Source organism: Maricaulis sp. (genome assembly GCF_048270265.1).
GTDB lineage: Bacteria > Pseudomonadota > Alphaproteobacteria > Caulobacterales > Maricaulaceae > Maricaulis.
The window spans coordinates 37,189-62,173 of record NZ_JBLWTD010000017.1; the positions used below are offsets into that span (position 1 = coordinate 37,189).

The window sequence follows — 24,985 nt, forward strand, 5'->3', positions numbered from 1 at the left end:
GTCACCCAATAGAAATATTGCAGGTGTCGCGCCATGAAGGCGCAGGATTGGATTTGTCAGATGCGTGTTTTCCCAGCCTCCATGCCCTTGGAAGGCCGTACGGTGATCGTCACGGGCCATGGCCCGATGGCCGAAGCCAAGGCACGCCTGTTTGTCACCTCCCCAGCCCGGTTGATGTGGTTCACCGGCGAGGCATCCGATCCTGTACCTGCGGATATTGCCCAGTATGCAAAGGTTATGAGCCGGGAGCCGATCCGGTCTGACCTTCATGGCGCGATGTTGCTTTTCATTGCCGGTGGCGAGGACAAGGCGATTGCCGAACTGGCCACCACGGCCCGCGAACTGGGCGTACTGGTCAATATCGTCGACTCGCCCGCCGCCTCCGATTTCCAGACCCCGGCGATTGTCGACCGCGACGGTATCGTGATCTCCATCGCTTCGGGGGGCGCTGCGCCGGTGCTGTCGGTCGATATCCGCGCCGCCATCGAGACCCTTGTCCCGGCCCGCATCGGCGTGCTGGCCGATCTCGCCCGCGAGCTGCGCGGCACGGTCAAATCCGTCATCAGGCGCTTCGACGACCGCCGCGCCTTCTGGGAAAACGCCCTGCGCGGCAAGGCCCGCGATCTGGCGCTGTCCGGTGACAGGATTGGTGCCCGCCGCGAGATGTTGCGCGCCCTCAATGGCACAGCCGAGCCTGCGACAGGCATTGTCCATCTGGTCGGTGCCGGCCCGGGCGATCCCGATCTGTTGACGCTGAAGGCAGCGCGCCTGCTGCGCGAAGCCGATGTAGTTGTGCATGACCGCCTCGTCAGCGCCGGTGTGCTCGATCTCGCCCGCCGCGACGCGATCCGCATCGATGTCGGCAAGACCAAGGGGCATCACCCGGTGCCGCAAGAATCCATCGAAGACATTCTGATCGAGCACGCGGCCAGGGGCCTGCGCGTGGTGCGCCTCAAGGGCGGCGACCCCTTCATTTTCGGGCGTGGCGGCGAAGAGCTTGAAGCCGTGCGCGCGGCGGGGATCGAGGTCCAGGTGACGCCGGGCATCACCGCCGCCATGGCCTGCGCCGCCTCGGCCGGCATTCCGCTGACCCATCGCGACCATGCCCAATCGGTGACCTTCGCCTCCGGCGTCGTCAAGCAGGACGGACCCGATGCGGACTATCGCGCCCTCTCGGCCCCCAACAGCACCGCCGTCTTCTATATGGGTGTCGGTGCCGCCCCTGAGATCCAGAGCAAGATGCTCGCCCATGGCCGCGCACCGCAAACACCCATCGCCCTGATCGAGAACGGCTCAAGCGATGCCGAGCGCCGTTTCACCGGCACGCTGGGCGATCTCGCCGGGCTGGTGGTGCGCGAAGCGATCAGCGGCCCGACCATCATCATTATCGGCGAAACGGCGGCCTTTTCCGCCCGCCTGCCCCAGCGTCAGGAGCAATTCGCATGAAAGCCATCACCGCCAATCGCCTCACCGACGGCCGCGTCATCTATCGCACCGCGCAAGGCCAGTGGTCGACCCGTTTCGAGGACGCAGCGCCACTCATCGATGATGAGGCCGAGGCCGTGCTCGCCGCTGCGGAATCCGAATTCGCGATAGCCGTTGGCCCCTATCTGATCGAACTCGGCGACGGTGCCCCCGCCGGCCAGAAATGGCGCCGTGAAGGCATCCGCATTGGCGGGCCGACAACGGGCACGGCGCGGCAGGTTCAGCCCGCAGCGATTGAACGGGCCGCCTGATGTATCGCTATGATGAATATGACGCGACGCTGGTGCGTGAACGCATCGCCGAGTTTCGCGACCAGATCGAGCGCCGTCTCGATGGCCGCCTGAGCGAGGACGAGTTCAAGCCGCTGCGCCTGATGAATGGCGTCTATCTCCAGCTCCACGCCTATATGCTGCGCGTCGCCATCCCCTATGGCACGCTCAACAGCGCCCAGGTTCGCACCCTGGCGCGCATCGCGCGCAAATATGATCGCGGCTATGGCCATTTCACCACGCGCACCAATATCCAGTTCAACTGGCCGGCCCTGACCGATGTGCCCGAGATTCTCGAAGCGCTCGCCGATGTCGAGATGCACGCCATCCAGACCTCGGGCAATTGCATCCGAAACACCACGGCCGACCCCTATTCCGGAGCCGCCGCCGACGAGCTGGAGGATGGCCGCCCCTGGGGCGAGATCATCCGGCAATGGTCGAGCCTGCACCCGGAATTCACCTTCCTGCCGCGCAAGTTCAAGGTCGCCGTCAATGGCGCCGCCGAGGATCGTGCCGGCCTGCGCGTCCACGATATCGGCCTGCAGATCGTGCGCAATGAAGCCGGCGAGACGGGGTTCGAGGTCTGGGTCGGTGGTGGCCAGGGCCGCACGCCGCGCCTGGCCGTCAAGACGCGCGACTTCCTCGAGGCACGCGACCTGCTGAGCTATCTGACCGCCGTGCTGCGCGTCTACAACCAGCATGGCCGCCGCGACAACATGTACAAGGCGCGCATCAAGATCCTGGTCGAAGCGCTCGGTGCCGAGGCCTTCATCGCCGAGGTCGAGGAGGAGTTCGAGGCCATCCGCGAAAGCGAGCTGCAATTGCCGGACGCGGAAATCGCCCGCATCCGCAGTTTTTTCGACACGCCGTCGATCGATCATCCCGCGCCCCTGCCCGAGGCCGGCGAGCCGGGCTTTCGCCAATGGCTCAGGCGCAATCGCCGCGACCACAAGGTGGCGGGGCTGTCCAGCGTCGTCATTTCGCTGAAACCGGTCGGCGGCACGCCCGGCGATGCCACTGCCGAACAGCTCGACATCATTGCCGATCTCACCGAGCGCTATGGTCTCGACGAAATCCGCGCCACGCCGGAACAGAATCTGCTTTTACCGCATGTCCGCAATGAGGATCTGCACGCGGTGTGGCTGGCGCTCAAGACGGCCGGTCTGGCGACGCCCAATGCCGGGCTTGCGACCGATATCGTCTCCTGCCCCGGCATGGACTATTGCAGCCTCGCCACGGCGCGTTCGATCCCGATTGCCCAGGCGATCAGCGAGCGGGTTGAGGCGGCCGGGCTGAGCGAGGCGGCCGGCAAGGTCACGATCAAGGTCGATGGCTGCATCAATGCCTGCGGCCATCACCATGTCGCCAATATCGGTGTGCTCGGCCTCGATAAGCGCGGCGAGGAATATTACCAGATCACGCTCGGCGGGGCCTTCGGCAAGGATGCCGCCATCGGCAATATCGTTGGCAAGGGCCTGGCCGGCGATGATGTGCCCGACGCGATTGCCCGCATTCTCGAAACCTATCTCCAGCTGCGAAACGGCGAGGACGAGACCTTCATCGAAACCCTGCGCCGGACCGGCAGCGACGCCTTCAAGGAGGCCATCTATGTTGCGCAATGATCTCGCGACCGACACGGACCGCAGTATCGAGGCCCAGCTGGCCTCGGGCGGCGGGGTGATCGTTGAACTGCCCGGCGATGCCGACTGGCGCACCGCCGCCGACGAGATCCGCGGCGCGGTGCAGGTCGATATCCGCTTTCCCAGCTTCAAGGACGGGCGCGGCTTCACCCTGGCGTCGCAATTGCGCACCCGGCTGGGCTATGGCGGCCGCCTGCGCGCCGTCGGTGATCTGATCCCGGACCAGGCGCAATTTCTCAAACGTGTCGGCTTCGACATCATCACGCCCGACCGCACCGATCTTGCCGAGGACTGGGGCCGGGCCGAACGGCGCTTCTCGGTCGTCTATCAGCCGGCCAATGACTCGCTGCCGACCATCCCGGCCCTGCGCAATCCGGCGGGCGATGATCTCGCCCGGCTCAATGCGCGCTACCGCCAGAGCGAGGCGCTCGACATCCTGCGCGATGCGCTCAACACGACCTGGAAGGGCCGCATTGCCATCCTCTCCTCCTTCGGCGCCGAGGCGGCGGTTGGCCTGCACATGGTCGCCCGCGTCGATCCGTCAACGCCGGTCTTCTTCCTCGATACCGGCCGTCATTTCGCCCAGACCGAGCAATACCGCCGCACCCTGGTCGAGCGGCTCGGCCTCAAGGATGTGCGCAATCTGCGCCCCGACGCTGCCGAGACCCTGGCCGAGGATCCCGACGACAAGCTGTGGCGCCGTGATGCCGATGCCTGCTGCGCCCTGCGCAAGGTGCGTCCACTGAACCGGGCACTGGGTGATTTCGATGCGCTGATCACCGGCCGCAAGCGTTTCCATGGCGGCGACCGCCTGGTCCTGCCCGTGGTGGAACGCATTGATGGCCGCGTGCGGGTCAATCCGCTCGCGAGCTGGACCGGGACCGAGATCAAGGCCTATTTCCACCGCTTCGATTTGCCGCGACACCCGTTGACCGATATGGGGTATGCCTCGATCGGCTGCTGGACCTGCACCGCACCGGCGCAGGATGATGACGGCATCCGGGCCGGTCGCTGGCCCGGGCAGAACAAGACCGAATGCGGCATCCATGCGCCTTCGCGTGCGGCTGCAGAATGACTGAAAAGGACGGCTTCGTGGCCTATTCGCATATTCTCGATCTGATCGGCTCGACCCCATTGATCCGGCTGGACGGCCCCTCGGCGGCCACCGGTTGCGAGATTCTCGGCAAGGCCGAATTCCTCAATCCCGGCGGCTCCGTGAAGGATCGCGCCGCGCTCAATATCGTGCGCGAAGCGGAAGCCGACGGCACGCTGCGTCCCGGCGGCACCATTGTGGAAGGCACGGCCGGCAATACCGGTATCGGTCTGGCCCTGGTCGGCGGTGCGCTGGGCTATCCGGTGATCATCGTGATGCCGCGCACCCAGAGCGATGAGAAGAAGCAGGCGATCCGCTCCTTTGGCGCCCGTCTGATCGAGGTCGATGCGGCCCCCTTCTCGAGTCCCAATCATTTCGTCCATTATTCCCGCCGCCTCGCCGAGGAGCTCAATGAGAGCAATCCGGCCGGTGCGATCTGGGCCAATCAGTTCGACAATCTCGCCAATCGCCGCGCCCACGAGAAATCGACCGGGCCGGAGATCTGGCAGCAGACGGGCGGCCGTATTGACGGCTTCATCTGCGCGGCCGGCACTGGTGGCACCCTCGCCGGCACCGCCGCCAGCCTGCGCACATTCAAGCCTGAGATCGCCATCGGCGTGGCCGATCCGGCCGGTGCGGCGCTGTACAGCTATTACACCCAGGGCGAGCTGCGCGGCGAAGGCTCCTCGATCACCGAGGGCATTGGCGTCAACCGCATCACCGGCAATCTGGAAGGCCTGAAAGTCGACCATGCCTACCGGATCGAAGACGCGGAAATGCTGCCCATCCTCTATGACCTGGTGCGCCATGAAGGCCTGTCACTGGGTGGTTCGGCCGGGGTGAATATCGCCGGTGCCATGCGCATGGCGCGCGATCTCGGCCCGGGCAAGACCATCGTCACCATGTTGTGCGATGTCGGTGCGCGCTATGCCGGCAAGCTGTTCAACCCGGAATTCCTCGCCAGCCGGGGCTTGCCCGTGCCGCCCTGGTCCGATACCGACGCCACGGCCTGACGCCCGCACGCCTCCAAAATCAAAGCTGCAAAGACAATGACGATGACCGCACCCGTGCCCGCCACACCCGCTCCTGCGAAGAATGCCGTCTCCGCCAAGCCCGGCCCGTTCACGGTCGAGACGGTGCTGGAGGTCAAGCATTTTACCGACCGGCTGTTCTCCTTCCGCATCACGCGGCCGGCGGCCTTCCGTTTCCGCTCTGGCGAATTCGTCATGATCGGCCTGCCACGAGAGGACGGGAAGCCGCTCCTGCGCGCCTATTCCATCGCCAGCCCCTTCTGGGACGAAGCGCTCGACTTCTATTCGATCAAGGTGGCCGACGGTCCGCTGACCTCGCGCCTGCAACACATCCAGCCCGGCGATGAAGTCCTGCTCGGGCGCAAGCCGACCGGCACGCTGGTGCTCGATGCGCTCAAGCCCGGCAAGCGCCTCTACATGATCTCGACCGGCACCGGCATCGCGCCCTTTGCCAGCCTGATCCGCGATCCGGAGACCTATGAGAAATTCGACGAGGTCATCCTGACCCATACCTGCCGCCAGATCGCCGAGCTGACCTATGGCGAGGAACTGGTGGCCGCCACCAAACAGGATGAGTTGATTGGCGAGATGGCCTCCGAGAAACTGGTCCACTTCACCTCCGTGACCCGCGAAGACGGCCCGGTGAAGGGCCGCGTCACCGATATGATGAAGTCCGGTGAACTCTATACCCGCCTCGGCGTCCCCGCGCTCGATCCTGCGGTTGACCGGGTGATGATCTGTGGCTCGGAAGGGCTATTGAAGGACGTCAAACAGATCTGCCTCGATGCCGGTTTCGTCGAAGGCTCGAATGCGGCCCCGGCCGATTTCGTGATCGAGAAGGCTTTTGTCTCGATCGATTGACAACACATAAACATATCTTTATATGTGAAGTCGCGCCGATTTGATGTTCAGCTTGCGGGCGCGGAATAAGTGCGGCTAAAGCGGATCGAATGCGGCGTCGGGGTCCCTCCCCCCGGGTATTCCCCTGCGCCGCTTCGACCCCTGATCGGCGTCCGGCTTGTTCCGCCAGCGGAATTCAGCATGCCGACTCTCCTGCGACAATCGATCGAAGCGCCCGTGCGCTCCCTCTCGGCCAGCCTGTTGTGCGCCAAGGGCTCCCCCGCACGCGTCACCGGACGCCTGACCGGGCCGGACGGCGCACCGGTCTGCCTGGTCCTCGGCGGGATCTCCGCCGACCGGGCCGTGGCTGCGAGCCATGACGAGCCCGGCTGGTGGTCAGCCCAGGCCGGACCGGGCCGTGCCCTCGACACGGATAATCTGCGCATCCTCTCCTTCGATTTCCTCGCCGACCCGGTCAAACCCTTCCCCACCACCACCGACCAGGCCCGCGCCATTCTCGCACTGGCCGACGCAGCCGGGATCAGCCGCTTCTCGATTGTCGGTGCCTCCTATGGCGGCATGATCGGCCTGGCCCTGGCGATCCTGGCGCCGGAGCGGGTCGAAAAACTCCTCGTCATCAGCGCCGCCCATCGCGCCTCGGCCATGGCCAAGGCCTGGCGTTCGATCCAGCGCGACACAGTGGAGCTTGATTTGAAGCATAGCGATGGCCGCGCCGGGCTCGATCTGGCGCGCCGCCTGGCCATGACCACCTATCGCACCCCGATCGAACTGGAATCCCGCTTCTATGACCCCGAGCCAGGCTGCCGCGATGCCAATGGGGTGTGTGCCTATCTCGAGGCGCGCGGCCGCGAATTTGCCGAACGGGTGACGCCGCAACGCTTTCTCGCCCTGTCGCGCTCGATGGACGCGCACGAGATCGACCCGGCGCGTATCGATTGTCCGGTCACCTATCTCGCCGTGGTCGAGGACCAGCTCGTGCCGCCGGAACAAGTCGCCGAAGCCGCCCGCGCCACGCCGCTGGGCAAGCTGGAACGCATCCACTCGCTCTATGGCCATGACGCCTTCCTCAAGGAAGACGCCGAGATTTCCGCCGCCATCACCCGCTTCATCGGAGGCTGACATGGCCCGCGACCCCAGAACAGCCGCCGTCCGCGCCGGCCTCAATACCGACGCGACCTGGAATGCTGTCATTCCGCCGATTTCGCTCTCGACCGCCTATCGCCGCGAGGATCCGGCGGTGCAGCCGGCCTTCGACTATGCCCGCACCGGCAATCCCGGACGCTCGACCCTCGCCGCCGCCATCGCCGAGCTGGAACACGCCGCCGGCGCCGTGGTGACCTGTTCCGGCATGGCGGCGATCGACCTCCTGCTGCACGACCTGCCCTTTGGTGCGCGGGTGATCTGTTCCCATGACGCCTATGGCGGTACGCGCCGCCTGCTCGATGCGCGGGGCCGTGGCGGGCGTCTGGTGCCGGTCTATGTCGAAACTTCAGACACGGATGCCGTCGCCGCTGCCCTCACCGAGCCCACCGCCCTGGTGCTGGTGGAGACCCCGTCCAATCCGCGCCTGCGCATTTCCGATCTGCGCGCCATTGCCGATCTCGCCCATGCCGCCGGGGCCGAACTCGCCGTCGACAATACCGTGCTCTCGCCAGCCCTGCAGCGGCCCCTCGATCATGGCGCGGACTATTCGGTGCAGTCGGTGACCAAGCTCCTCAATGGCCATTCCGACATGGTCGGCGGCGTGGTCTGCGTGGCCGATGCCGACAAGCTGGCGAACCTCATCTGGTGGACCAATTGCGCCGGTGTCGGCGGCGGTGCCTTCGACAGCTATCTCGCCCTGCGCGGCCTGCGCACCCTGGCGCTAAGGGCGAAGGCCCAGTGCGAGAGCGCGGAGGAGATCGCCGCCTGGCTCGCCGCCGATCCGCGCATTGCCAGCGTCGATTTTCCCGGCCTGCCCGGCCATCCCGGGCATGAGCTCGCCAGCCGCCAGCAGGACGGGTTCGGGCAATTGATCTCGATCCAGCTGGCCGATCATGTAGCCGATGCCCGCGATGTCGTGCGGCGGCTACAGATTTTCACCCTGGCGCAATCGCTTGGCGGGGTGGAGAGCCTGGTCAATATCCCGGCCCTGATGACCCATGCCGCAATGACGCCGCAGGCGCGCGCCGAGGCAGGGATTTCCGACAGTCTGATCCGCCTCTCCATCGGCCTGGAAGCGCCCGCCGACCTGATCGCCGATCTCGACGCCGCACTGGCCCCGTAGCCGGGCCTTTCACTCGGCCACGCCTCGCCCTATACCTTGACGTTCAAACGCGTTTGACGATCCGCAACAGGGCCAGGGGTTTGCATGTCCAGACAGAGCGAATGGATTGACGCCTTTGCCGGCGTGAAGCTCGTCGTGTTCGGCGATGTCATGCTCGACCGCTATACGTTTGGCGATTGCAACCGCATCTCGCCGGAAGCACCGGCCCCGGTCTTCCTCGCCCAGCGGGTCGAGGAAATGGTGGGCGGTGCCGGCAATGTCGCGCGCAATATCGCCAGCCTCGGCGGCAAGGCCGCGCTGATCGGTGCCATCGGCCATGACAGTGCCGGCCTCGCCCTGATCGCGGCCGCCGACGACACACCCGGCCTCACCCCGCATCTGGCCCGGACCGATGCGGCGCGCACCGCCGTCAAGAACCGCTTCGTCGCCAAGAATCAGCAAATGCTGCGCGTCGATGAGGAAGATATCGTCGAGCTGCCCGAGGCCACGGTCGAGGACCTGTTCACCCATCTCGATGCCCAGCTGGAGGGCGCCGCGGCGCTGATCCTGTCGGACTATGCGAAAGGGGTCCTGTCGCGCCCGACCATTGCCCGCGCCGCCGCCATGGCCCGGGCGCGCGGCCTGCCGGTGATCGTCGATCCGAAATCGCGCGATCTCGCCCGCTATCACGGTGCCACCGTGATCACCCCCAATGCCAAGGAAGCCGAAGAGGCCACCGGGCTGGACTGTCACAGTGATGCCGGCGCCGCCGAGGCCGCCGCTCTGATCGCGCAGCAGACCGAATGCCCCGTCGTGGTCATCACGCGCGGCCCGCAGGGCATGACGGTGCGCTCCTTCGACGGCACCATCCACCACATGCCAACCGCCGCGCGCGAAGTGTTCGATGTGTCCGGTGCCGGCGATACCGTCGTTGCAGCGCTGGCCCTGGCGCTGGCCTGCAAGGCGCCGATCGAGATCGCCGCCGAACTGGCCAATCGCGCCGCCGGCATTGTCGTCGGCAAGGTCGGCACCGCCACGGTCAGCGCGGCGGAGCTGCACCGTACGCTGCATGCCGGCGGCACCGGCACCGACAAGATTGTCGATCTCGCGGGCGCCGCGAAAGCCTGCCGCGACTGGCAGGCGAGCGGCCAGCGCGTCGTCTTCACCAATGGCTGTTTCGATCTCCTCCATCCCGGCCATGTCAGCCTTCTGGCCTTCGCGAAGGCGCAGGGCGACAAGCTCATCGTGGCCATCAATTCCGACGCCTCGGTCAAACGCCTCAAGGGCCCGGACCGTCCGGTCCAGACCGAACACGCCCGCGCCATCGTCATGGCCGCCCTGCGCGATGTCGATCTGGTCGTGGTGTTCGACGAGGACACGCCGCTGGAAGCGATCACCGCGATAAGGCCAGACGTGCTGGTCAAGGGCGCCGACTACACCGGCAAGACCGTGGTCGGTGCCGATGTGGTGACCGCGCGCGGCGGCATTGTCGTGCTGGCCCCCCTGCTTGATGGCCATTCAACCACGGCAGCGATTGACCGCGCCGGCCGCCATGCCGATGCGTGACCCCTTCCTCGTCCTGCTCGACCGCGACGGCACGATCAATATCGACCGCAAATATCTCGCCGACCCGGCCGGTCTGGAATTCCTGCCCGGTGCCCTGGAGGGCCTGACGACGCTGCGCGATGCCGGCGCCGTCCTCGCCATCGTCACCAACCAGTCCGGCATCGGCCGCGGCATGTTCGACCGCGAACAGGCCGAGACCGTCAATGACCACCTCGTCAGCATGCTCTCCGCCCACGGCATCGAGATCGCCCACATCGGGATGTGCCCGCACGCCCCCGATGACGGCTGCAACTGCCGCAAGCCGGCGCCCGGCCTCGCGCTCGAGATCGCCGAGGCGACCGGCCTGCCACTCGATCAGGCCTGGGTGATCGGCGACAAGACCAGCGATACCGGCCTGGCAGATGCTGTCGGCGCGCGCGGGATCCTGATCACCGATGACCCGCTGGCTTCGCCGGCTGAGGCGTTCACGGCGGGTGATCTGGTCGAGGCGGCGGGGATTATTCTGGCGGAGGGGTAACCCCGCGCTTCTCTACCCCCTCAGCCCGTCCTCACCCGCCCCACAGCATCCTTCCACCCTTCCCGCATCCGCTCCCGGTGCCCGGCATCACACGCCGGCTTGAACTCGCGATCCGCTTTCCAGATCGCGCGCCCATCCTCGAGCTTGCGGAACAGGCCCGCACCCAGCCCGGCCAGGAAGGCGGCGCCCCAGGCGGTGGTTTCGGTGTTTTTCGGGCGGACGACTTCGATATCGGTGAGGTCGGCGAGGCGCTGGAGGATGGTGTCGTTTCTCGCCATGCCGCCATCGACGCGCAGGGTCTTGGTGGTGACGCCGTCTCCGGCCATGGCGTCGAGCAGGTCGCAGGTCTGGTGGGCGGTGGAATCGATCGCGGCCTGGGCGATTTCGGCGCGGCCGGCGCCTCGCGTGAGGCCGATGATGGCGCCCCTCGCATCGGCATCCCACCAGGGTGCGCCCAGACCGGTGAAGGCGGGGACGAGATAGACGCCGCTTTCCGGATCGGCACCGGCGGCGAGCGCGCTGATCTCGGAGGCCTGGCTCAACAGGCCCAGCCCGTCGCGAAGCCATTGCACCGTCGAGCCCGCCGACAGGACGGAACCTTCCAGCGCATAGGTCGTCTCGCCGGCGATGCGGTAGGCGATGGTGGCCAGCAGGCGCGTGCGTGAACGCACCATCTCCTTGCCCGTATTGAGCAGGAGGAAAGCGCCCGTGCCATAGGTGGATTTCATCTCGCCGGGGCGGAAACAGGCCTGGCCGATGGCCGCCGCCTGCTGGTCGCCGGCAACCCCGGTGATGGGGAGGGAGCGGCCAAGCAGCTCTGCCGTGGTGGTGCCAAAATCGCCAGCGCAATCGCGTACTTCAGGCAGCAGAGCGGCGGGGACATCGAACAGGTCGAGCAGATCCTCGTCCCAGCGCCCCTCGGCGATATTATAGAGCGAGGTGCGGCTGGCATTGGTGGCGTCGGTGGCGTGGACCTTGCCGCCGGTCAGACGCCAGATCAGCCAGCTGTCGACCGTGCCGAAGGCGAGTTCACCCTTGGCGGCGCGTTCCCGGGCGCCGTCGACATGGTCGAGAATCCAGGCGATTTTCGTCGCCGAAAAATACGGGTCGAGCACCAGGCCGGTACGTGAGACAACGGTCTCGGCGCGGCCGGCCTTGCGCAGGGCGGCGCAGACATCGGCGGTGCGGCGGTCCTGCCAGACGATGGCATTGTGGACCGGCTGGCCGGTGGCGCGGTCCCAGACAATGGTGGTCTCGCGCTGATTGGTCAGGCCGATCGCCTGCACGCTCCAGCCCTTCTTTTCGGCCTTCTTCAAGGCTTCGCGGGCAGTGGCGAGCACGGTGGCCCAGATCACTTCCGGGTCATGTTCGACCCAGCCGGGACTGGGATAGATCTGCTCGAATTCGCGCTGGGCCTCGGCGATGATTTCACCTGTGGTCGAGAAAACGATCGCCCGCGAACTCGTCGTGCCCTGATCGAGCGCCAGCAGCGCCTTGCGCGTCTTGAACATGTACTTCCCCGCCTTGTCTTTGCCTGACTATAGCCCTGCCACCGGATAAGAAAACGCGCTAGGTTCACAATCCAGAGCCGGGGAGCCACCATGCCAAAGTCGAATTTCAGCCTGCAAACCCTGCCCAGCCCGACCGGCGCGCGGCTGGCGCTCTATACGGCGGAGGCCAAAGGCACGCCGCGCGGCATTGTCCATATCAATCACGGCCTCGCCGAACATGCCGGCCGCTATGCCCGCTTCGCCGAGTTTCTCGCCACCCGCGGCTATCATGTCGGCGCGCATGATCATCGCGGTCACGGCGCGACGACCGCCGATGACGGTGCACCGCGCCGCTATGCCGACACCGATGGCTGGAACAAGGTGATGGGCGATGTCGTGGCGGTGCAGGACAATCTGCGCGCCACCTGGCCCGGCCTGCCGGTGATCGTGTTCGGGCATTCCATGGGTTCGGTGATCGCCTTCAACCATGTGCTGCGCCACCCCGACAGTGTCGCTGCAGCGGCGATCTGGAATGGCAATATGGCGCTGGGCGGACTGGCCGGCCTGATGAAGCTCATCCTCTGGTTCGAGGCCGCGGCCGGCGGTGAATTCACCCCGAGCCTCACCCTCGACAAGATGACTTTCAAGGCCTGGAACAAGAAATTCCCCGAACACCGCACCGATGCCGACTGGCTGTCGCGCGACACCGAAGAGGTCGACAAATACGTCAATGATCCGGTGTGCGGCTGGCCGGCCAGCGTCTCGCTGTGGCGCGATTTCCTCAAGGGCACCGCCTTCGCAGAGGACACGGCCAATCTCGCCGCCGTGCCGCACACCATGCCCTTCCATCTCGTCGCGGGGTCGAAGGACCCGGCCACGCTGCAGGGCAAGGCAATGCGCACGCTCTACAAGCGGCTCAAGAAGTCGGGCTTCACCGATGTCGATTTCCATCTGCTCAAGGGCTTCCGCCACGAAACCCTCAACGAGATCGGCCGCGAGGCCCAGATGGCGGCCTTCGCCGACTGGCTCGACCGGGTGACCGGCTGAGCCCGCCATGATCACCTATGACGTCGCGATAATCGGGGCCGGTGCCGCCGGCATGATGTGTGCCATCGAGGCGGGCAAGCGCGGGCGCACGGTCACGCTGATCGAGCATTCCGACAAGCCGGGCGAAAAGATCCGCATCTCCGGCGGCGGACGCTGCAATTTCACCAATCTGCATTGCGGGCCCAACAATTTCCTCTCGGCCAATCCGCATTTCGCGAAATCGGCGCTCAAGCGCTACAGCCAGCGCGACTTCATCGCCTGGATCGACCGCCACCGCATCGCCTGGCACGAGAAGACACTCGGCCAGCTGTTCTGCGACGGTCCGGCGACCCAGATTATCGACGCCCTGCGCGGCGAGATGCGCGAGGCCGGGGTCGGGCTGCGGCTGGGCGTGTCGGTGACTTCGCATGAACGCAGGGGCGAGGAATTCGAGCTCCGGCTGAGTGATGGCGAGGTGTTCCGCTGCCGCTCGCTGGTGATCGCCACCGGCGGCAAGTCGATCCCGAAAATGGGCGCGACGGGCTTTGCCTATGATGTCGCGAAGGCCTACGGGCTCGAGGTCACCGAAACACGGCCCGCCCTGGTGCCGCTGACCTTCGGGCCGGAAATCCTGGAACGTTTCAAGCCGATTGCCGGCGTCGCGGTCGATGCCCGTGTCAGCGCCGGCAAGACCGCCTTCGAGGAAGCGCTGCTGTTTACCCATCGGGGCCTGAGCGGGCCGGCCATTCTGCAGATATCGTCCTATTGGCGCGAGGGCGAGGAGATCACGATCAATTTCCAGCCCGGCTTTGGCATATTCGACGAGCTCAAAGCACAGCGCGCCGAAAATGGCCGCCAGGCGATCGGTACGGCGATGTCCATCTTCCTGCCCAAGCGGCTGGCGCAATTGCTCGCAGCCGATTGCGGCCTGACGGGCAATCTCGCCGACCAATCCGACAAGAAGCTCCGGGCCCTGGAAGCCTGGCTGCGCGACTGGCGCATAAAACCGACCGGCTCGGAAGGCTATCGCACGGCCGAGGTGACGCTGGGCGGCGTCGACACGGACGGACTCGACAGCCGTTCGATGCAGGCGCGCGCGGTGCCGGGCCTGTTCTTCATCGGCGAGGCCGTGGATGTGACGGGCTGGCTGGGGGGCTTCAACTTCCAGTGGGCCTGGTCATCGGGCTGGTGCGCAGGCCAGAGCGCATGATCCTCGCGGGACACAGGCGGATTATCCCCGGCGGTCCCGAGATTTTTGCTCGCACAACGGGCAATCAGGATGTAACAAGCTACCAAAGTGAACACCGTTTGCTTGTTCGCCTGCCTTTCCACGACCGGACGTCCACATGTTTTCCCTGAACCGTTCCCAATTGACTGCGCTCGCTATTTTCGCCGGCGTGGTCATTCTCTTCACGCTGGGAACGCTGCTGAACAGTGCCCCGCACCGCGGCTCAGACGCGGGTTCCGAGCGCGAGCCCCTGTTCGAGGTTGTCACCCAGACCGTCCACGCCATCGAACGCCCCGCCGTTCTGGCCCTGCGTGGCCGCACCGAGGCCTTCCGCGAGGTCGTGGTCCGCTCCGAGACCGGTGGACGCGTCGTTGCGACGCCGGCAGTTGAGGGCATGGCCGTGGTCGAAGGCGATGAGCTGTGCCGGCTCGATGTCGATGCCCGGGCAGCGGCCCTGTCGCAGGCGGAGGCGGAATACCGCACGCGCCAGCTCGACTATAATGCGGCGGTGGAACTGCTCAATCGCGGCCATCGCTCGGCCAATTCCGTCGCCGGCGTCGAGGCCCTGCGCGATGCTGCCGAGGCGCGGCGCGAAGCGGCACGGCAGGAACTCGCCAACATCAATATCCGCGCCCCGTTTGACGGCTATTTCGACAATCGTGCCGGTGAAATCGGCGATTATCTCGCGCCCGGCGGCGCTTGCGGCACGGTGGTGCAGCTGAACCCGATCCTGATCAGCGCCGAAGTTGCCGAACGCGATGTCGCCGGCCTGGAGCCCGGCATGGCCGGATCGATCCGCCTCCTCACCGGCGAGGAATTTGCCGCGACCGTCCGCTTCGTCGAGCGGCGCGCCGATGCCGCGACCCGGACCTTCCGTGTCGAGCTCGAAGCGGCCAATCCCGAGGGCCGGCTGCGCAGCGGCGTCACCAGCCTGATCTCCATCCCGCTCGCGGCCGACCCGGCCCATCGCATCCCGACCTCGGTGCTGGCGCTGAATGCGGCGGGCGAACTGGGTGTTCGCATCGTCGAGACGGGCAATATCGTCCGCTTCCTGCCGGTGGCACTCCTCAGCGATGATGGTGAGGAAGTCTGGGTGTCCGGCCTGCCCGACCCGGCCAATGTGATCACGGTCGGCCAGGACTTCGTCACCGACGGCGTCGAGGTGCGTATCGCGGGCAGCGGGGATCCGCGGTGACAGGCATCGTCGAATTCGCGGTCAACCGGGCCCGGATGATCCTGGCGATCTTCCTGTGTGCCCTGCTGGCCGGACTGATCTCCTTTTTGACGCTGCCGCGCGAGGCCGATCCGGATATTCCCTTTCCCTTCGTGATCGTGGTGGTGCCGCTCGACGGCATTTCTCCGGAAGACGCCGAGCGCCTGATCGTGCGCCCGGTCGAGACCGAAATGCGCGCGATCGAGGGACTGGAAGAATTGCATGGCACCGCCTCGCTCGGCGCCGGCACGCTGGTTGCCGATTTCGGCGTGCCCTTCGATTCCGACCGCGCGGTCTCCGATGTTCGCGATGCTGTCGACATGGCGCGGCGGCAATTTCCCGAGGATGCGCGCGAGCCGGTGGTCGAGGAGTTCAATTCCGGGCTCGCCCCGACCATTGCCGTGCAGATCTATGGCGATGCGCCCGAGCGCACCCTGTTCCGGCTGGCCCGTGCGCTCGAGGACGAGATCGAGGCGCTGCCGCAAATCCTGCAGGTCGATGTCCAGGGTCTGCGCGACGAAGTGCTCGAAATCATCATCGACCCCGCCCTGCTCGAATCCCACGGCGTCACCTATGGGCAATTGTTCAATGCGGTGCAGTCCAACAACCGCCTGATTGCCGCCGGTTCGCTCGACAGCGGCGCCGCGCGCTTCCAGGTCAAGGTGCCCGGCCTGTTCAGATCGGCCGCCGACGCGTTGAACCTGCCGCTGACCAGTTCCGGCGATGCCGTCGTCACACTGCAGGACGTCGCCACCGTGCGCCGCACCTTCAAGGATGCCGACAGCTTCGCGCGCTATAACGGCCAGCCCGCCTTCACCCTGCAGGTCGTGCGCCGCAGCGGCGAAAACATCATGGATACCAGCGCGGCCGTGCAGGCGCTGACCGCCGAGACCGCCGCCCACTGGCCCGAGACCGTGCATTATGAGTTCAGCCTCGACCAGTCGACCTATGTGCGCGATTCGCTGCAGAGCCTGACCAGCTCGATCATGCTGGCGATCGTGCTGGTGCTGATCATCGTCGTCGCCGCGCTCGGTTTCCGTTCGGCCCTGCTGGTCGGCGTCGCCATTCCGTCGAGCTTTCTCTTCTCCTTCCTGCTGTTGAGTCTTTACGGGCTGACGGTCAATTTCATGGTGATGTTCGCCATGGTGCTGGCGGTCGGGCTTCTCGTTGATGGCGCCATCGTCGTGGTCGAATATGCGGACCGCAAACTGGCCGAGGGCGAGACGCGCAAACAGGCCTATATCCACGCCGGCAAGCGCATGTTCTGGCCCATCGTCTCCTCGACGGCGACGACACTCGCGGCCTTCGTGCCCTTCCTGTTCTGGAATTCAATCCCCGGCCAGTACATGGCCTTCCTGCCGCTGACCCTGATCTTCGTGCTCAGCTCGGCCCTGGTGATGGCGCTGATCTTCCTGCCGACGCTGGGCTCGGTGCTGGCCGCCAGGGGCGGCGTGGTCGACACCAATTCAGCCGTCGCCCACCTCAATGCCCAGGAAGAGAGCGACCCGACCGACCTGCCTGGCCTGACCGGCCGTTATGCCAAGTTGATCGCCGCCCTGGTCAAGCGACCGATCGCGGTCGCCGCCGCAGCAGCGCTGATCGTGGTGCTGGTGATCGGCACCTTCGTCGCCAGTTCTGCCAGCCTGTTCGGCCTGCATCCCAAGCGCACCGAATTCTTCCTCGATGCCGAGCCGGAGCAGCTCTATGTCTTCGTGCGCGCACGCGGCAATCTGGCGCCGGCGGAACAGTATGAAATCGCCCTGGAAGCCGAACGCCGCCTGGCCGGGATCGGGGGCATCAAGGGTTATTATACCGTCGCCGGACAGCCGCCCGGCGCCTCGCCATTTGACGGTACCGGCTCGGCACCGGCCGACAGCATTGCCCGGATCTTCGTCGAGTTCGAACCCTTCGGCCAACGGCCCAATGGCCGCCTGATCGAGCGCCAGATCCGCGAGGCGATGATCGGCATTCCCGGCGTGATCATCGAAGTGCGCGCCTTCGAGCGCGGGCCGCCGGTTGGCAAGGATGTCCAGGTTCAGTTGCGCTCCAATGATGCAGTCGCCCTCGACCGCGCCGCGCGCCTGATCCGCGCCCATTTCGACACGATGGACGGCCTCGTCGACATCGAGGACAGCCTGCCGCTGCCTGGTGTTGAGTGGCGGCTGGATGTCGATCGCGCCGAGGCGGCACGCTTCGGTGCCGATGTCACCCAGGTCGGCGCCGCCGTGCAGATGGTCACCACCGGTGCCCTGGTCGGACGCTACCGGCCGGACGATGCCGATGAGGAGGTGGATATCCGTGTCCGTTTCCCGGCCGATGAACGCGATATCTCACGGCTGGAGGATTTGCGGGTCAACACGCTCAACGGCACCGTGCCGATGTCGAATTTCGTGACACTTGATCCAAGACCGCGCATCGATTCCATCCGCCGCCGCGACGGCCGGCGGGTGCTGATGGTGCGCGCCAATGCCGATGAGGATCATGCCGGCAATCTGCTGGTTGCCGAAGTGCGCGCCTGGGTCGACGACCAGGTGGAGAGCGGTGCGATCCCGCGGAGTGTCTCGATCGAATATCTCGGAGCAGACCAGGAGAATGCCGAGGCCGGCAGCTTCTTCGCCAGCGCCATGCTCGCCTCACTCTTCATGATGGCGGTGATCCTGCTGTGGCAGTTCAACAATTTCTGGCACGTCGTGCTGACACTGCTGGCCGTCGTATTGTCGGTGGTCGGGGTGCTGCTCGGGGTGATGCTGACCTTCCCCTATATCTCGATCCTGTTCCTGGGGACCGGCGTGGTGACGCTGGCGGGGATTGTGGTGAACAACAATATCGTGCTGATCGACACCTTCCAGCGCCTGCGCAGCCTGGGCATGGCGGTCGATGAGGCCGTCATCCGTACCGCGGCCCAGCGTCTGCGGCCGGTGATGCTGACGACGGTGACGACGATTTTCGGCCTGTTGCCGATGGCCTGGCAGATCAATGCCGATTTCACCCGCGGTGTGATCGGCGTCGGTGGCCCGGCCAGCGAGTGGTGGGTCCAGCTTTCCTCGGCCGTGGTCTGGGGGCTGGGCTTCTCGACCCTGCTTACCCTGATCCTGACACCGGTCCTGCTCGCGGCGCCTTCACGGCTTGGCAATTGGCGCCGGCGGGTGATCGAGAGCCGGATTCCGGGCCTGCGCCCGAAACCGGCAACGGCAGAATAATCAGTCGCGATAGAGACGGATCATCTGCCCCTCGGCATCATCGGTGAGCAGGTAAAGACTGCCATCGGGTGCCACAGCGACGAAGCGCATCCGCGCCCCGGCCTCGCCGAGCAGGATTTCCTGACCGGCAACCGCGCCATCCTCGAGATCAACGCGGCGCAAATGCCCCGACGGGACCTCGGCATCGCCATGGATCAGGGCGGTGACGAACAGATCGCCATCCCATTCGGGAAACATGGTGCCGTGATAGATCGTCATGCTCGACGGCGCGATCGAGGGCACCCAGTAGAGCAGAGGCTCCTCCATCCCGGGATAGCTCGTATAGGGCGACACCAGCGCACCGGTATAGTCGACGCCATAGGTCGCAACCGGCCAGCCATAATTGCGGCCCTCGACGAGGATATTGATCTCGTCACCGCCGCGCGGGCCGTGCTCGTTGGAATAGACGATACCGCTCACCGGATCGCGGACAATGGCCTGCGGATTGCGGTGACCGATCGTGTAGACGCCGGGCGCCGCGTCAGGAAAGGGGCTGGCGACGGGGCTGCCATCCTCGCGCAAATGGACATAGCTGCCGAAATGCGAGGCCGGGCGCTGGGCCTCCTCGCGATAATCGAAACCATCGCCGATCCCGAGCAGGATGCTGTTATCGGGCAGGAAGGCGAGCCGTGCCCCGTAATGGACATCGGTGTCGCGCCGGGGCTGCGCCGTGAAGATGGTCTCGAAATCCACCAGCGCGTCGCCGTCCAGCCGGCCGCGGCCGAGCCGGAGCGTATTGTCGCGCGAGGAACCTTCAGACCAGGTGAGATAGACAAGATGATTGCCGGCGAAATCCGGATGCAGCACGACATCAAGCAATCCGCCCTGCCCCGAGAACAACACCTCCGGCACACCGGAAACCGGCTCGGCTCGAAGCTCGCCATCCACGACCAGCCGCAAGCGGCCGGGCTTTTCGGTGACCAGCATGCGGCCATCGGGCAGTAAGGCGAGGCTCCAGGGAAATTCCAGCCCCTCGGCCACGGTCTCGTGTCGCAGCTCGGCGAGGCCGGCCGGACTCAGCACGGCCGCAGCCAGAAGGGCGAAAATCCACTGTCGCATGGGAATACTCCGGCAATTGTCGTCTCGGCAGCCAGCCTATAGGCTCTCGCCCATCGTGTAGAGTCCCGGAAGGCCACTGGTGATGTCGATCATGCGCACGGCGCTCGTCTTTATATTCACGGTCCTGGTCGGGACGGTGCTGGTCAGCATCGCCAACACCCATGTCGTGCTGCAATCGCTCTCTGCCGTCGGTGCGGATTTTCCCACCGGCGTCCGCCTCGACGCCATGAAACGGGACCTGCTCGGCTTTGGCCCGACCCTGTTCGGGGTCGTGCTGATCGGTTTCACCATCGCCTTCCCGGTGGCCGGCTGGATCGCCCGCCTGCTGGGGCGCCCCTGGCGGCGCATCGGCTTCACCCTGGCGGGCGGCGTGGCCGTGGCCTGCATCATGGTCGCCATCACGACCTATTACGGCGAGGCCCTGCACTCGACCATCACGCCGGTCGCCTCCAGCCGCACCCTGCCCGGACTGCTCAGCCTCGCCCTCGCCGGGGCCGGAGCCGGTTTCCTGTTCTCCCTGCTCAAACCCGCCGCAACGCGCCGGTGAAGCACCGGAAAATGCGACGAATTCGATTCAATTGAATCTCGAATTTCACCGGCAAAACCGACCCGGCATTAAGCCGGCGTGGCTATCGTCTACCCCTGCCCGGGGAGAGCGACATGAGCCAAGTCAGACCGATATCCAGATCCGACCTGCGCAATATCCTCAAGGGTGGCGCCACCAGCCGGATTCTCGACCTTCACTCCATCGCCTTGCGCCATGGCGATCATGACGGTCATCGCGAAGCTCCATTCTTCCTCCACCCCCGCCTGAACCAGGCCTTCATCGTCAAGCACACCGTGCGTGCCCATGAGCGGCCCTATGTCATGTCCAACCAGCCGGTCGTGACCAAAGTGCTGGTGCCGCTGGCCCAAGACGACCTCTCCCTGGGCGGCCACGCCGTCTTCGTCGAGGAAATCGGCTTTGTCCCCAAGATGCGCACCCTGTTCGAACGTCCCGACGAACCGCATCTGCTCGATCTCGACCTGACCCGGCTGCGCGAGCTCGCGGCCCTGCCCAGCTTCGATCCCTTCCTGCTGGCGGAGCGGTATCGCGAAAACAGCCGGCCGATCGATCCGCTCTATTTCGACATTTCCGACGAGGAAATTGCCCGGATGGAGAAGACCGTCGCCGAGCAGATCGTCTCGGTGGTCTCGCTCGCATTCGGCTCGGGCCGCAGCGGCCAGGACGAGAGCCGCGCCCTGCGTTTCGCGCAATCCCTGCTGTCGAGCGAGAGCGATGAACGCCTTTCGGCCCTGCGCCAGTCTCTCGACATGACCCTGCCGGAATTCAAGGCCGGCATGTTCGGCTGGAAAGGCATTCTCTACTATCGCTGGTCGATGACCGAGGCCTTCGCCGGGCTCAAGCACTTCCTGCAACAGATCAAGTCGGCCACCATTGTCGGGGCCAGCGATTCCGAGCGCGGTGATATCGAATACATGCGCCGGCAGATCATCGACGAGACGCGGGCGCGCTGGTCAAGCCTCAGCTCGGTCATGGATGAGTATGACCAGGTGTTCGCCCGCTTCAGTAGCGGCCAGGACACCAATTCCTTCAAGCGCTTCCTGCTGCGCGCGCCGATGTGCTTCCTCAATCTCGGACATGACCTCTCCGTGATCGGTCATGTGCCCGGATACTGGAATTTCTGGGAGCGGCAGAACACCAAGGGCTATCTTCACGCACGTGAGGCCCTGCCCATGCTGGCCAATTTCGTCCTCAGCGTCACCCGGCACGCGGCAGGCTCGGATGCCGCCTCGGCACCGGCCCTGCGCCGGCATGCAGCGCCGCTGATCCAGCAACCGCCCGATCTGGTGGTCGCCTCGACCTTTTGAGCCATGGCGGCGCGGCCGGCTGAAAGCCGGTCGCGCCGCCTGCCATCCTACTCGATCGTCACCCGGGACAGATTGTCGTCGGAATTGCGATCGATCAGCTTGTTGTAGGGATCGATCCCGGCATAGACCGGCTCCTGGTCAACGATCAGCTCGATCCGCATCGTCGTCTCGTTGATGCGGTGCTTTTCCATGTAGAGCACATGATCCGTGCCGGTGATGGCCCCGTCGAGATCGCGGGTGAAGACACCGATATCGATCAGGTAATCGACATCTTCCTCGGTCTCGACACCCTCGCCATCGGCGGCGAATTTATGCGCCTCGATATCGAGCACCAGATCCCAGCGGCCATCGGCGCGCTGTGTCGCGGTGGCATCGGTGACCTTGAGGTCGAACAGCACGATCCGTTCGAAGAAGTCATGGATCATCTGCTCGTGCCCGGGGCCGGCCTCCTCGCGCAGGATGCGCAGGAAGTCGAGCGTGGTGGCATAGGGCTCGCTCGAATAGGCCCGCTCCTCGATCAGCCTTGCCAGGACGTGATTGACCACATCCTCGCCGAGATAATCCTGCAGCGCATACATGATCACCGCGCCCTTGCGGTAGTGTATGTATTGCTGGTTCTCGACGCGGTAGAGCGGCTGTTCCTCGATCGCTTCCGAGCCACGGCCGCTGAGATAGCTGTCGAGTTCGTATTTGAGGAAGCGGCGCATATTGTCCTCGCCATACTCCTGACGCATCAGCATCAGCGCCGAGTATTGCGCAAAGGTCTCCACCAGCATGGTGCCACCCTGGACATTGGCCGCCATCACCTGATGCGCCCACCACTGGTGTGCCGCCTCGTGAGCCGTGACGTAATAGACATAGTCGATATCGTCCGGATCACGCAAATCAGCAATGAAACCAATACCTTCCGAGAAGGGAATCGTATTCGGGAAAGCTTGGGCAAAACTGGCATAGGCCGGGAATTCCAGGACGCGGTATTGCCGGTATTGATAGGGGCTGAAATGCTCCGAGAAATAGGCCAGCGCATCTTCCGATGCCGTCAGCATCCGCTCGACATTCCAGCCATGCGGCTCGTGATAGAAGACCTGAAGGTCGATCCCGTTTCGCGTCCGTTCCGCCAGCTGATAGTCCGCCGAGAGCCAGGAGTAGAAGTTCAGGATCGGCCGATCCATGATGTATTCGAAATAGTGGCGGTCACCCTCCACCCAGTCACGCTCGAGATAGCCCGGCGCGATGGCGGTCTGTCCGACACTGGTGGAGACGATGGTCCGGAAGCTGACATAGTCGGCGGTATCGCCAAATGCGCTCTCATTCCAGTGGCTCTCATCCTCGAGCGGGAAGGCCCGCGGCAATGGCTCAAGCCCCTCCCGGCGGCGTTCCTGCCGGCTGGTCAGACGCCAGCCGTCATTGAAGCCGATGATGGGCATCGACTCGCCATTATTGAAGAATGTGCCGTTGTAATTGACCGTCGTGACATTGCCGGAATTCCGGAAACCCGGATTTTCGCGGGCGATCTCGAAATCGAAGGTCCGGCTTTCTCCCGGCTGCATCGGCACATCGAGGGCGAAGCTGTAGATGTAGAACGGCTCGTCCGACGTCGCCAGGCTTGCCCCTTCCAGGCTTTGCGAGACGATGGTCGTGCCGGCCCCGTAGGAAATCCACAGCGTGTCGATCGGTCCGTCGGTCTTGTTCTCCAGCACATAGCTGCCCCGCGCCGTATAGCGGCGGTCTTCGGGATAGATGTCGACGTCATAGCTGGTGTCGGTGATCGTCGGCTGGGGCAGATCGGCGAGATGGAGATATTGCCGTTCATACTCGGCCCTATGCGTCCGCTCGTCGGGGCCGGACACATATTCATTGAGCACATTGGTGTTGTAGAAGATCCAGCCGCCGGTGAGGCCCGCACCGATAAGGGCGAAGGCGGCCAGCGAGGCGGTCGCCGGGCTGAAGCTTCCGAACAGGCCGCCCAGGCGTTTCAGGATGGGCTGCGGCGCACCGCGATTCCACAACTGATAGGCCACGACCAGCAGGAGCAGGGCCCAGAAACCCCAATAGGCCGAGAACCAGGCGCTGATCCCGAGGAAATGACCATAACGGTTCATGTCCGACCATGGCGCTCCCGGGATGGAGCCGTACTGGTATAGATTATGGTCGAAGCCGATCTGGGCCATCACCAGGGTGATGATGAAATAGACCAGCATGACCGCCATGCCGAGCCAGCGATTATTGGTCAGAACCTGGAAAAAGATCGCCAGCGCCGCCAGCAGGACCGGCGGGATCACCAGTTCGAACAGGCCACGGATGAAATACTGGTCGAATTCGAAGACCGTATAGCCCTTGATCGCCTGTGCGAGCACAGCCGCCAGGACAGCCACGGCGGTGAGCGAGACGAGCACCACGCACATGGCGAGGAATTTGGTGGAAATGAACACCCAGCTCGGCGTCGGGGTGGCTTCGGTAATCTCGGAGAAGCCGACCCGCCGTTCGCGCCACATCAGCTCGGCGGCATAATAGATCACGATCACGATCGGGATGATCGCATAGGCGCCGTTGATCAGATCCATGAAGACGCGCGTGACCGGGTAGTTCGCCGTGCCATAGATTTCACCACCGAAAAAGAAGCCCGGAATGGTGTTCAGAAGGCCCAGCACCAGCAGGATCCAGAAGGCGACATTGAGCACCACGCCCTTCACCTCGAAATTGAGGCGGGCGAGGAATTGCTGGATCTGGGTGGCAGCACCGGTCGAGGTGGCCACACGTGGCAGGGTGATGTCGGCAATGGCCGCGGGCGCCGCCCGGGCCGGGCCGGCCGCAGGCTTTGAACCCTTGCCACCGCTCGACGCCTTGCGGAAGCGGAAGGTGACGATGTTGAGGATCAGGAGCGCAAGCCCGATACCGATCCACAACAGGCGGTTCTGCATGAACAGGCCTTCGAAGGCCATCACCTGGCTATTCTGTTCCGAGACGGTCCAGTAGCGGGTGACTTCGCTGAATGTGTTCAGGCCGAACGGGTCGATCAGCGCGATCAATTCGCGCAGCTCCGGAGCGTTCTGCGCCAGGCCCAGACCGACGAAATACAGGACCAGCAGCCCGACAAAGGCGGCATAGGTCATGATGGTCGAGCGGGTGAAATTGGCGACGGTGAACAGGA

19 protein-coding genes are annotated in these 24,985 nt (G+C 65.0%); 16 read left to right on the forward strand and 3 right to left on the reverse strand.

Features of this window, described 5'->3' with window-relative positions:
• The first annotated feature begins 60 nt into the window (after nt 1-60).
• The 10 genes from cysG (at nt 61) to ACN0YF_RS10285 (ending at nt 10,707) form a co-directional block, all read left to right on the forward strand.
• Nucleotides 61-1,446, forward strand: a complete 1,386-nt coding sequence (gene cysG, locus ACN0YF_RS10240) for a siroheme synthase CysG (protein ID WP_417494298.1) — start codon at nt 61-63, stop codon at nt 1,444-1,446.
• Nucleotides 1,443-1,736, forward strand: coding sequence for a DUF2849 domain-containing protein (locus tag ACN0YF_RS10245; protein WP_417482490.1), 294 nt, complete (start codon nt 1,443-1,445; stop codon nt 1,734-1,736). Before cysG ends, ACN0YF_RS10245 begins: the two co-directional genes overlap by 4 nt.
• Nucleotides 1,736-3,376: a nitrite/sulfite reductase gene (locus ACN0YF_RS10250; protein ID WP_417494299.1), complete on the forward strand. Its 1,641-nt coding sequence runs from the start codon at nt 1,736-1,738 to the stop codon at nt 3,374-3,376. Before ACN0YF_RS10245 ends, ACN0YF_RS10250 begins: the two co-directional genes overlap by 1 nt.
• Nucleotides 3,363-4,469: a phosphoadenylyl-sulfate reductase gene (locus ACN0YF_RS10255; protein ID WP_417494300.1), complete on the forward strand. Its 1,107-nt coding sequence runs from the start codon at nt 3,363-3,365 to the stop codon at nt 4,467-4,469. Before ACN0YF_RS10250 ends, ACN0YF_RS10255 begins: the two co-directional genes overlap by 14 nt.
• Nucleotides 4,466-5,500 carry a cysteine synthase A gene (locus ACN0YF_RS10260; protein ID WP_417482487.1) on the forward strand — a complete coding sequence of 345 codons (1,035 nt, stop codon included), beginning with the start codon at nt 4,466-4,468 and terminating at the stop codon, nt 5,498-5,500. The genes ACN0YF_RS10255 and ACN0YF_RS10260 overlap by 4 nt, the downstream gene beginning before the upstream one ends.
• 36 nt (nt 5,501-5,536) lie before the next feature.
• The gene (locus ACN0YF_RS10265; RefSeq protein ID WP_417494301.1) at nt 5,537-6,379 is read left to right on the forward strand and encodes a ferredoxin--NADP reductase; all 843 of its coding nucleotides are present in this window, start codon (nt 5,537-5,539) and stop codon (nt 6,377-6,379) included.
• A 180-nt stretch (nt 6,380-6,559) separates the two neighbouring features.
• Nucleotides 6,560-7,498: a homoserine O-succinyltransferase MetX gene (gene metX, locus ACN0YF_RS10270; RefSeq protein ID WP_417494302.1), complete on the forward strand. Its 939-nt coding sequence runs from the start codon at nt 6,560-6,562 to the stop codon at nt 7,496-7,498.
• 1 nt (nt 7,499) lies between these two features.
• On the forward strand, nt 7,500-8,645 hold the full coding sequence (locus ACN0YF_RS10275; RefSeq protein WP_417494303.1) for a trans-sulfuration enzyme family protein: 1,146 nt from the start codon (nt 7,500-7,502) through the stop codon (nt 8,643-8,645).
• Between the two features lie 84 nt (nt 8,646-8,729).
• Entirely contained in the window at nt 8,730-10,190 is a 1,461-nt protein-coding gene (gene rfaE1 / locus ACN0YF_RS10280; protein WP_417494304.1) for a D-glycero-beta-D-manno-heptose-7-phosphate kinase, read from the forward strand.
• The gene (locus ACN0YF_RS10285; protein WP_417494305.1) at nt 10,177-10,707 is read left to right on the forward strand and encodes a D-glycero-alpha-D-manno-heptose-1,7-bisphosphate 7-phosphatase; all 531 of its coding nucleotides are present in this window, start codon (nt 10,177-10,179) and stop codon (nt 10,705-10,707) included. The genes rfaE1 and ACN0YF_RS10285 overlap by 14 nt, the downstream gene beginning before the upstream one ends.
• Before the next feature lie 20 nt (nt 10,708-10,727).
• On the opposite strand, the gene glpK is transcribed toward ACN0YF_RS10285, so the two are convergent.
• Complete coding sequence (gene glpK, locus ACN0YF_RS10290; protein WP_417494306.1) at nt 10,728-12,218, reverse strand: glycerol kinase GlpK; 1,491 nt, start codon at nt 12,216-12,218, stop codon at nt 10,728-10,730.
• 90 nt (nt 12,219-12,308) lie between these two features.
• On the opposite strand from glpK, the gene ACN0YF_RS10295 reads away from it, so the two are divergent.
• The 4 genes from ACN0YF_RS10295 to ACN0YF_RS10310 all read left to right on the forward strand — a co-directional run bounded on the left by ACN0YF_RS10295 (nt 12,309) and on the right by ACN0YF_RS10310 (nt 18,864).
• Nucleotides 12,309-13,244, forward strand: a complete 936-nt coding sequence (locus ACN0YF_RS10295; RefSeq protein ID WP_417494307.1) for a lysophospholipase — start codon at nt 12,309-12,311, stop codon at nt 13,242-13,244.
• A gap of 7 nt (nt 13,245-13,251) precedes the next feature.
• Nucleotides 13,252-14,433, forward strand: coding sequence for an NAD(P)/FAD-dependent oxidoreductase (locus tag ACN0YF_RS10300; protein ID WP_417494308.1), 1,182 nt, complete (start codon nt 13,252-13,254; stop codon nt 14,431-14,433).
• Between the two features lie 160 nt (nt 14,434-14,593).
• On the forward strand, nt 14,594-15,646 hold the full coding sequence (locus tag ACN0YF_RS10305; RefSeq protein ID WP_417494309.1) for an efflux RND transporter periplasmic adaptor subunit: 1,053 nt from the start codon (nt 14,594-14,596) through the stop codon (nt 15,644-15,646).
• A complete protein-coding gene (locus ACN0YF_RS10310; protein WP_417494310.1) occupies nt 15,643-18,864 on the forward strand; it encodes an efflux RND transporter permease subunit in 3,222 nt (1,073 codons plus the stop codon). Before ACN0YF_RS10305 ends, ACN0YF_RS10310 begins: the two co-directional genes overlap by 4 nt.
• Here ACN0YF_RS10310 and ACN0YF_RS10315 read toward each other — a convergent pair whose 3' ends face one another.
• Nucleotides 18,865-19,962: a PQQ-dependent sugar dehydrogenase gene (locus ACN0YF_RS10315; RefSeq protein WP_417494311.1), complete on the reverse strand. Its 1,098-nt coding sequence runs from the start codon at nt 19,960-19,962 to the stop codon at nt 18,865-18,867.
• Between the two features lie 82 nt (nt 19,963-20,044).
• Here ACN0YF_RS10315 and ACN0YF_RS10320 point away from each other — a divergent pair, with 82 nt between their 5' ends.
• Together ACN0YF_RS10320 and ACN0YF_RS10325 are read left to right on the forward strand one after the other, a co-directional pair.
• Nucleotides 20,045-20,509 carry a hypothetical protein gene (locus ACN0YF_RS10320; RefSeq protein WP_417482473.1) on the forward strand — a complete coding sequence of 155 codons (465 nt, stop codon included), beginning with the start codon at nt 20,045-20,047 and terminating at the stop codon, nt 20,507-20,509.
• 113 nt (nt 20,510-20,622) lie between these two features.
• The gene (locus ACN0YF_RS10325; RefSeq protein ID WP_417482472.1) at nt 20,623-21,834 is read left to right on the forward strand and encodes a hypothetical protein; all 1,212 of its coding nucleotides are present in this window, start codon (nt 20,623-20,625) and stop codon (nt 21,832-21,834) included.
• A gap of 47 nt (nt 21,835-21,881) precedes the next feature.
• On the opposite strand, the gene ACN0YF_RS10330 is transcribed toward ACN0YF_RS10325, so the two are convergent.
• Nucleotides 21,882-24,985 (reverse strand): M1 family aminopeptidase (locus ACN0YF_RS10330; RefSeq protein WP_417494312.1); only part of this gene is annotated, 3,104 nt, incomplete at its 5' end.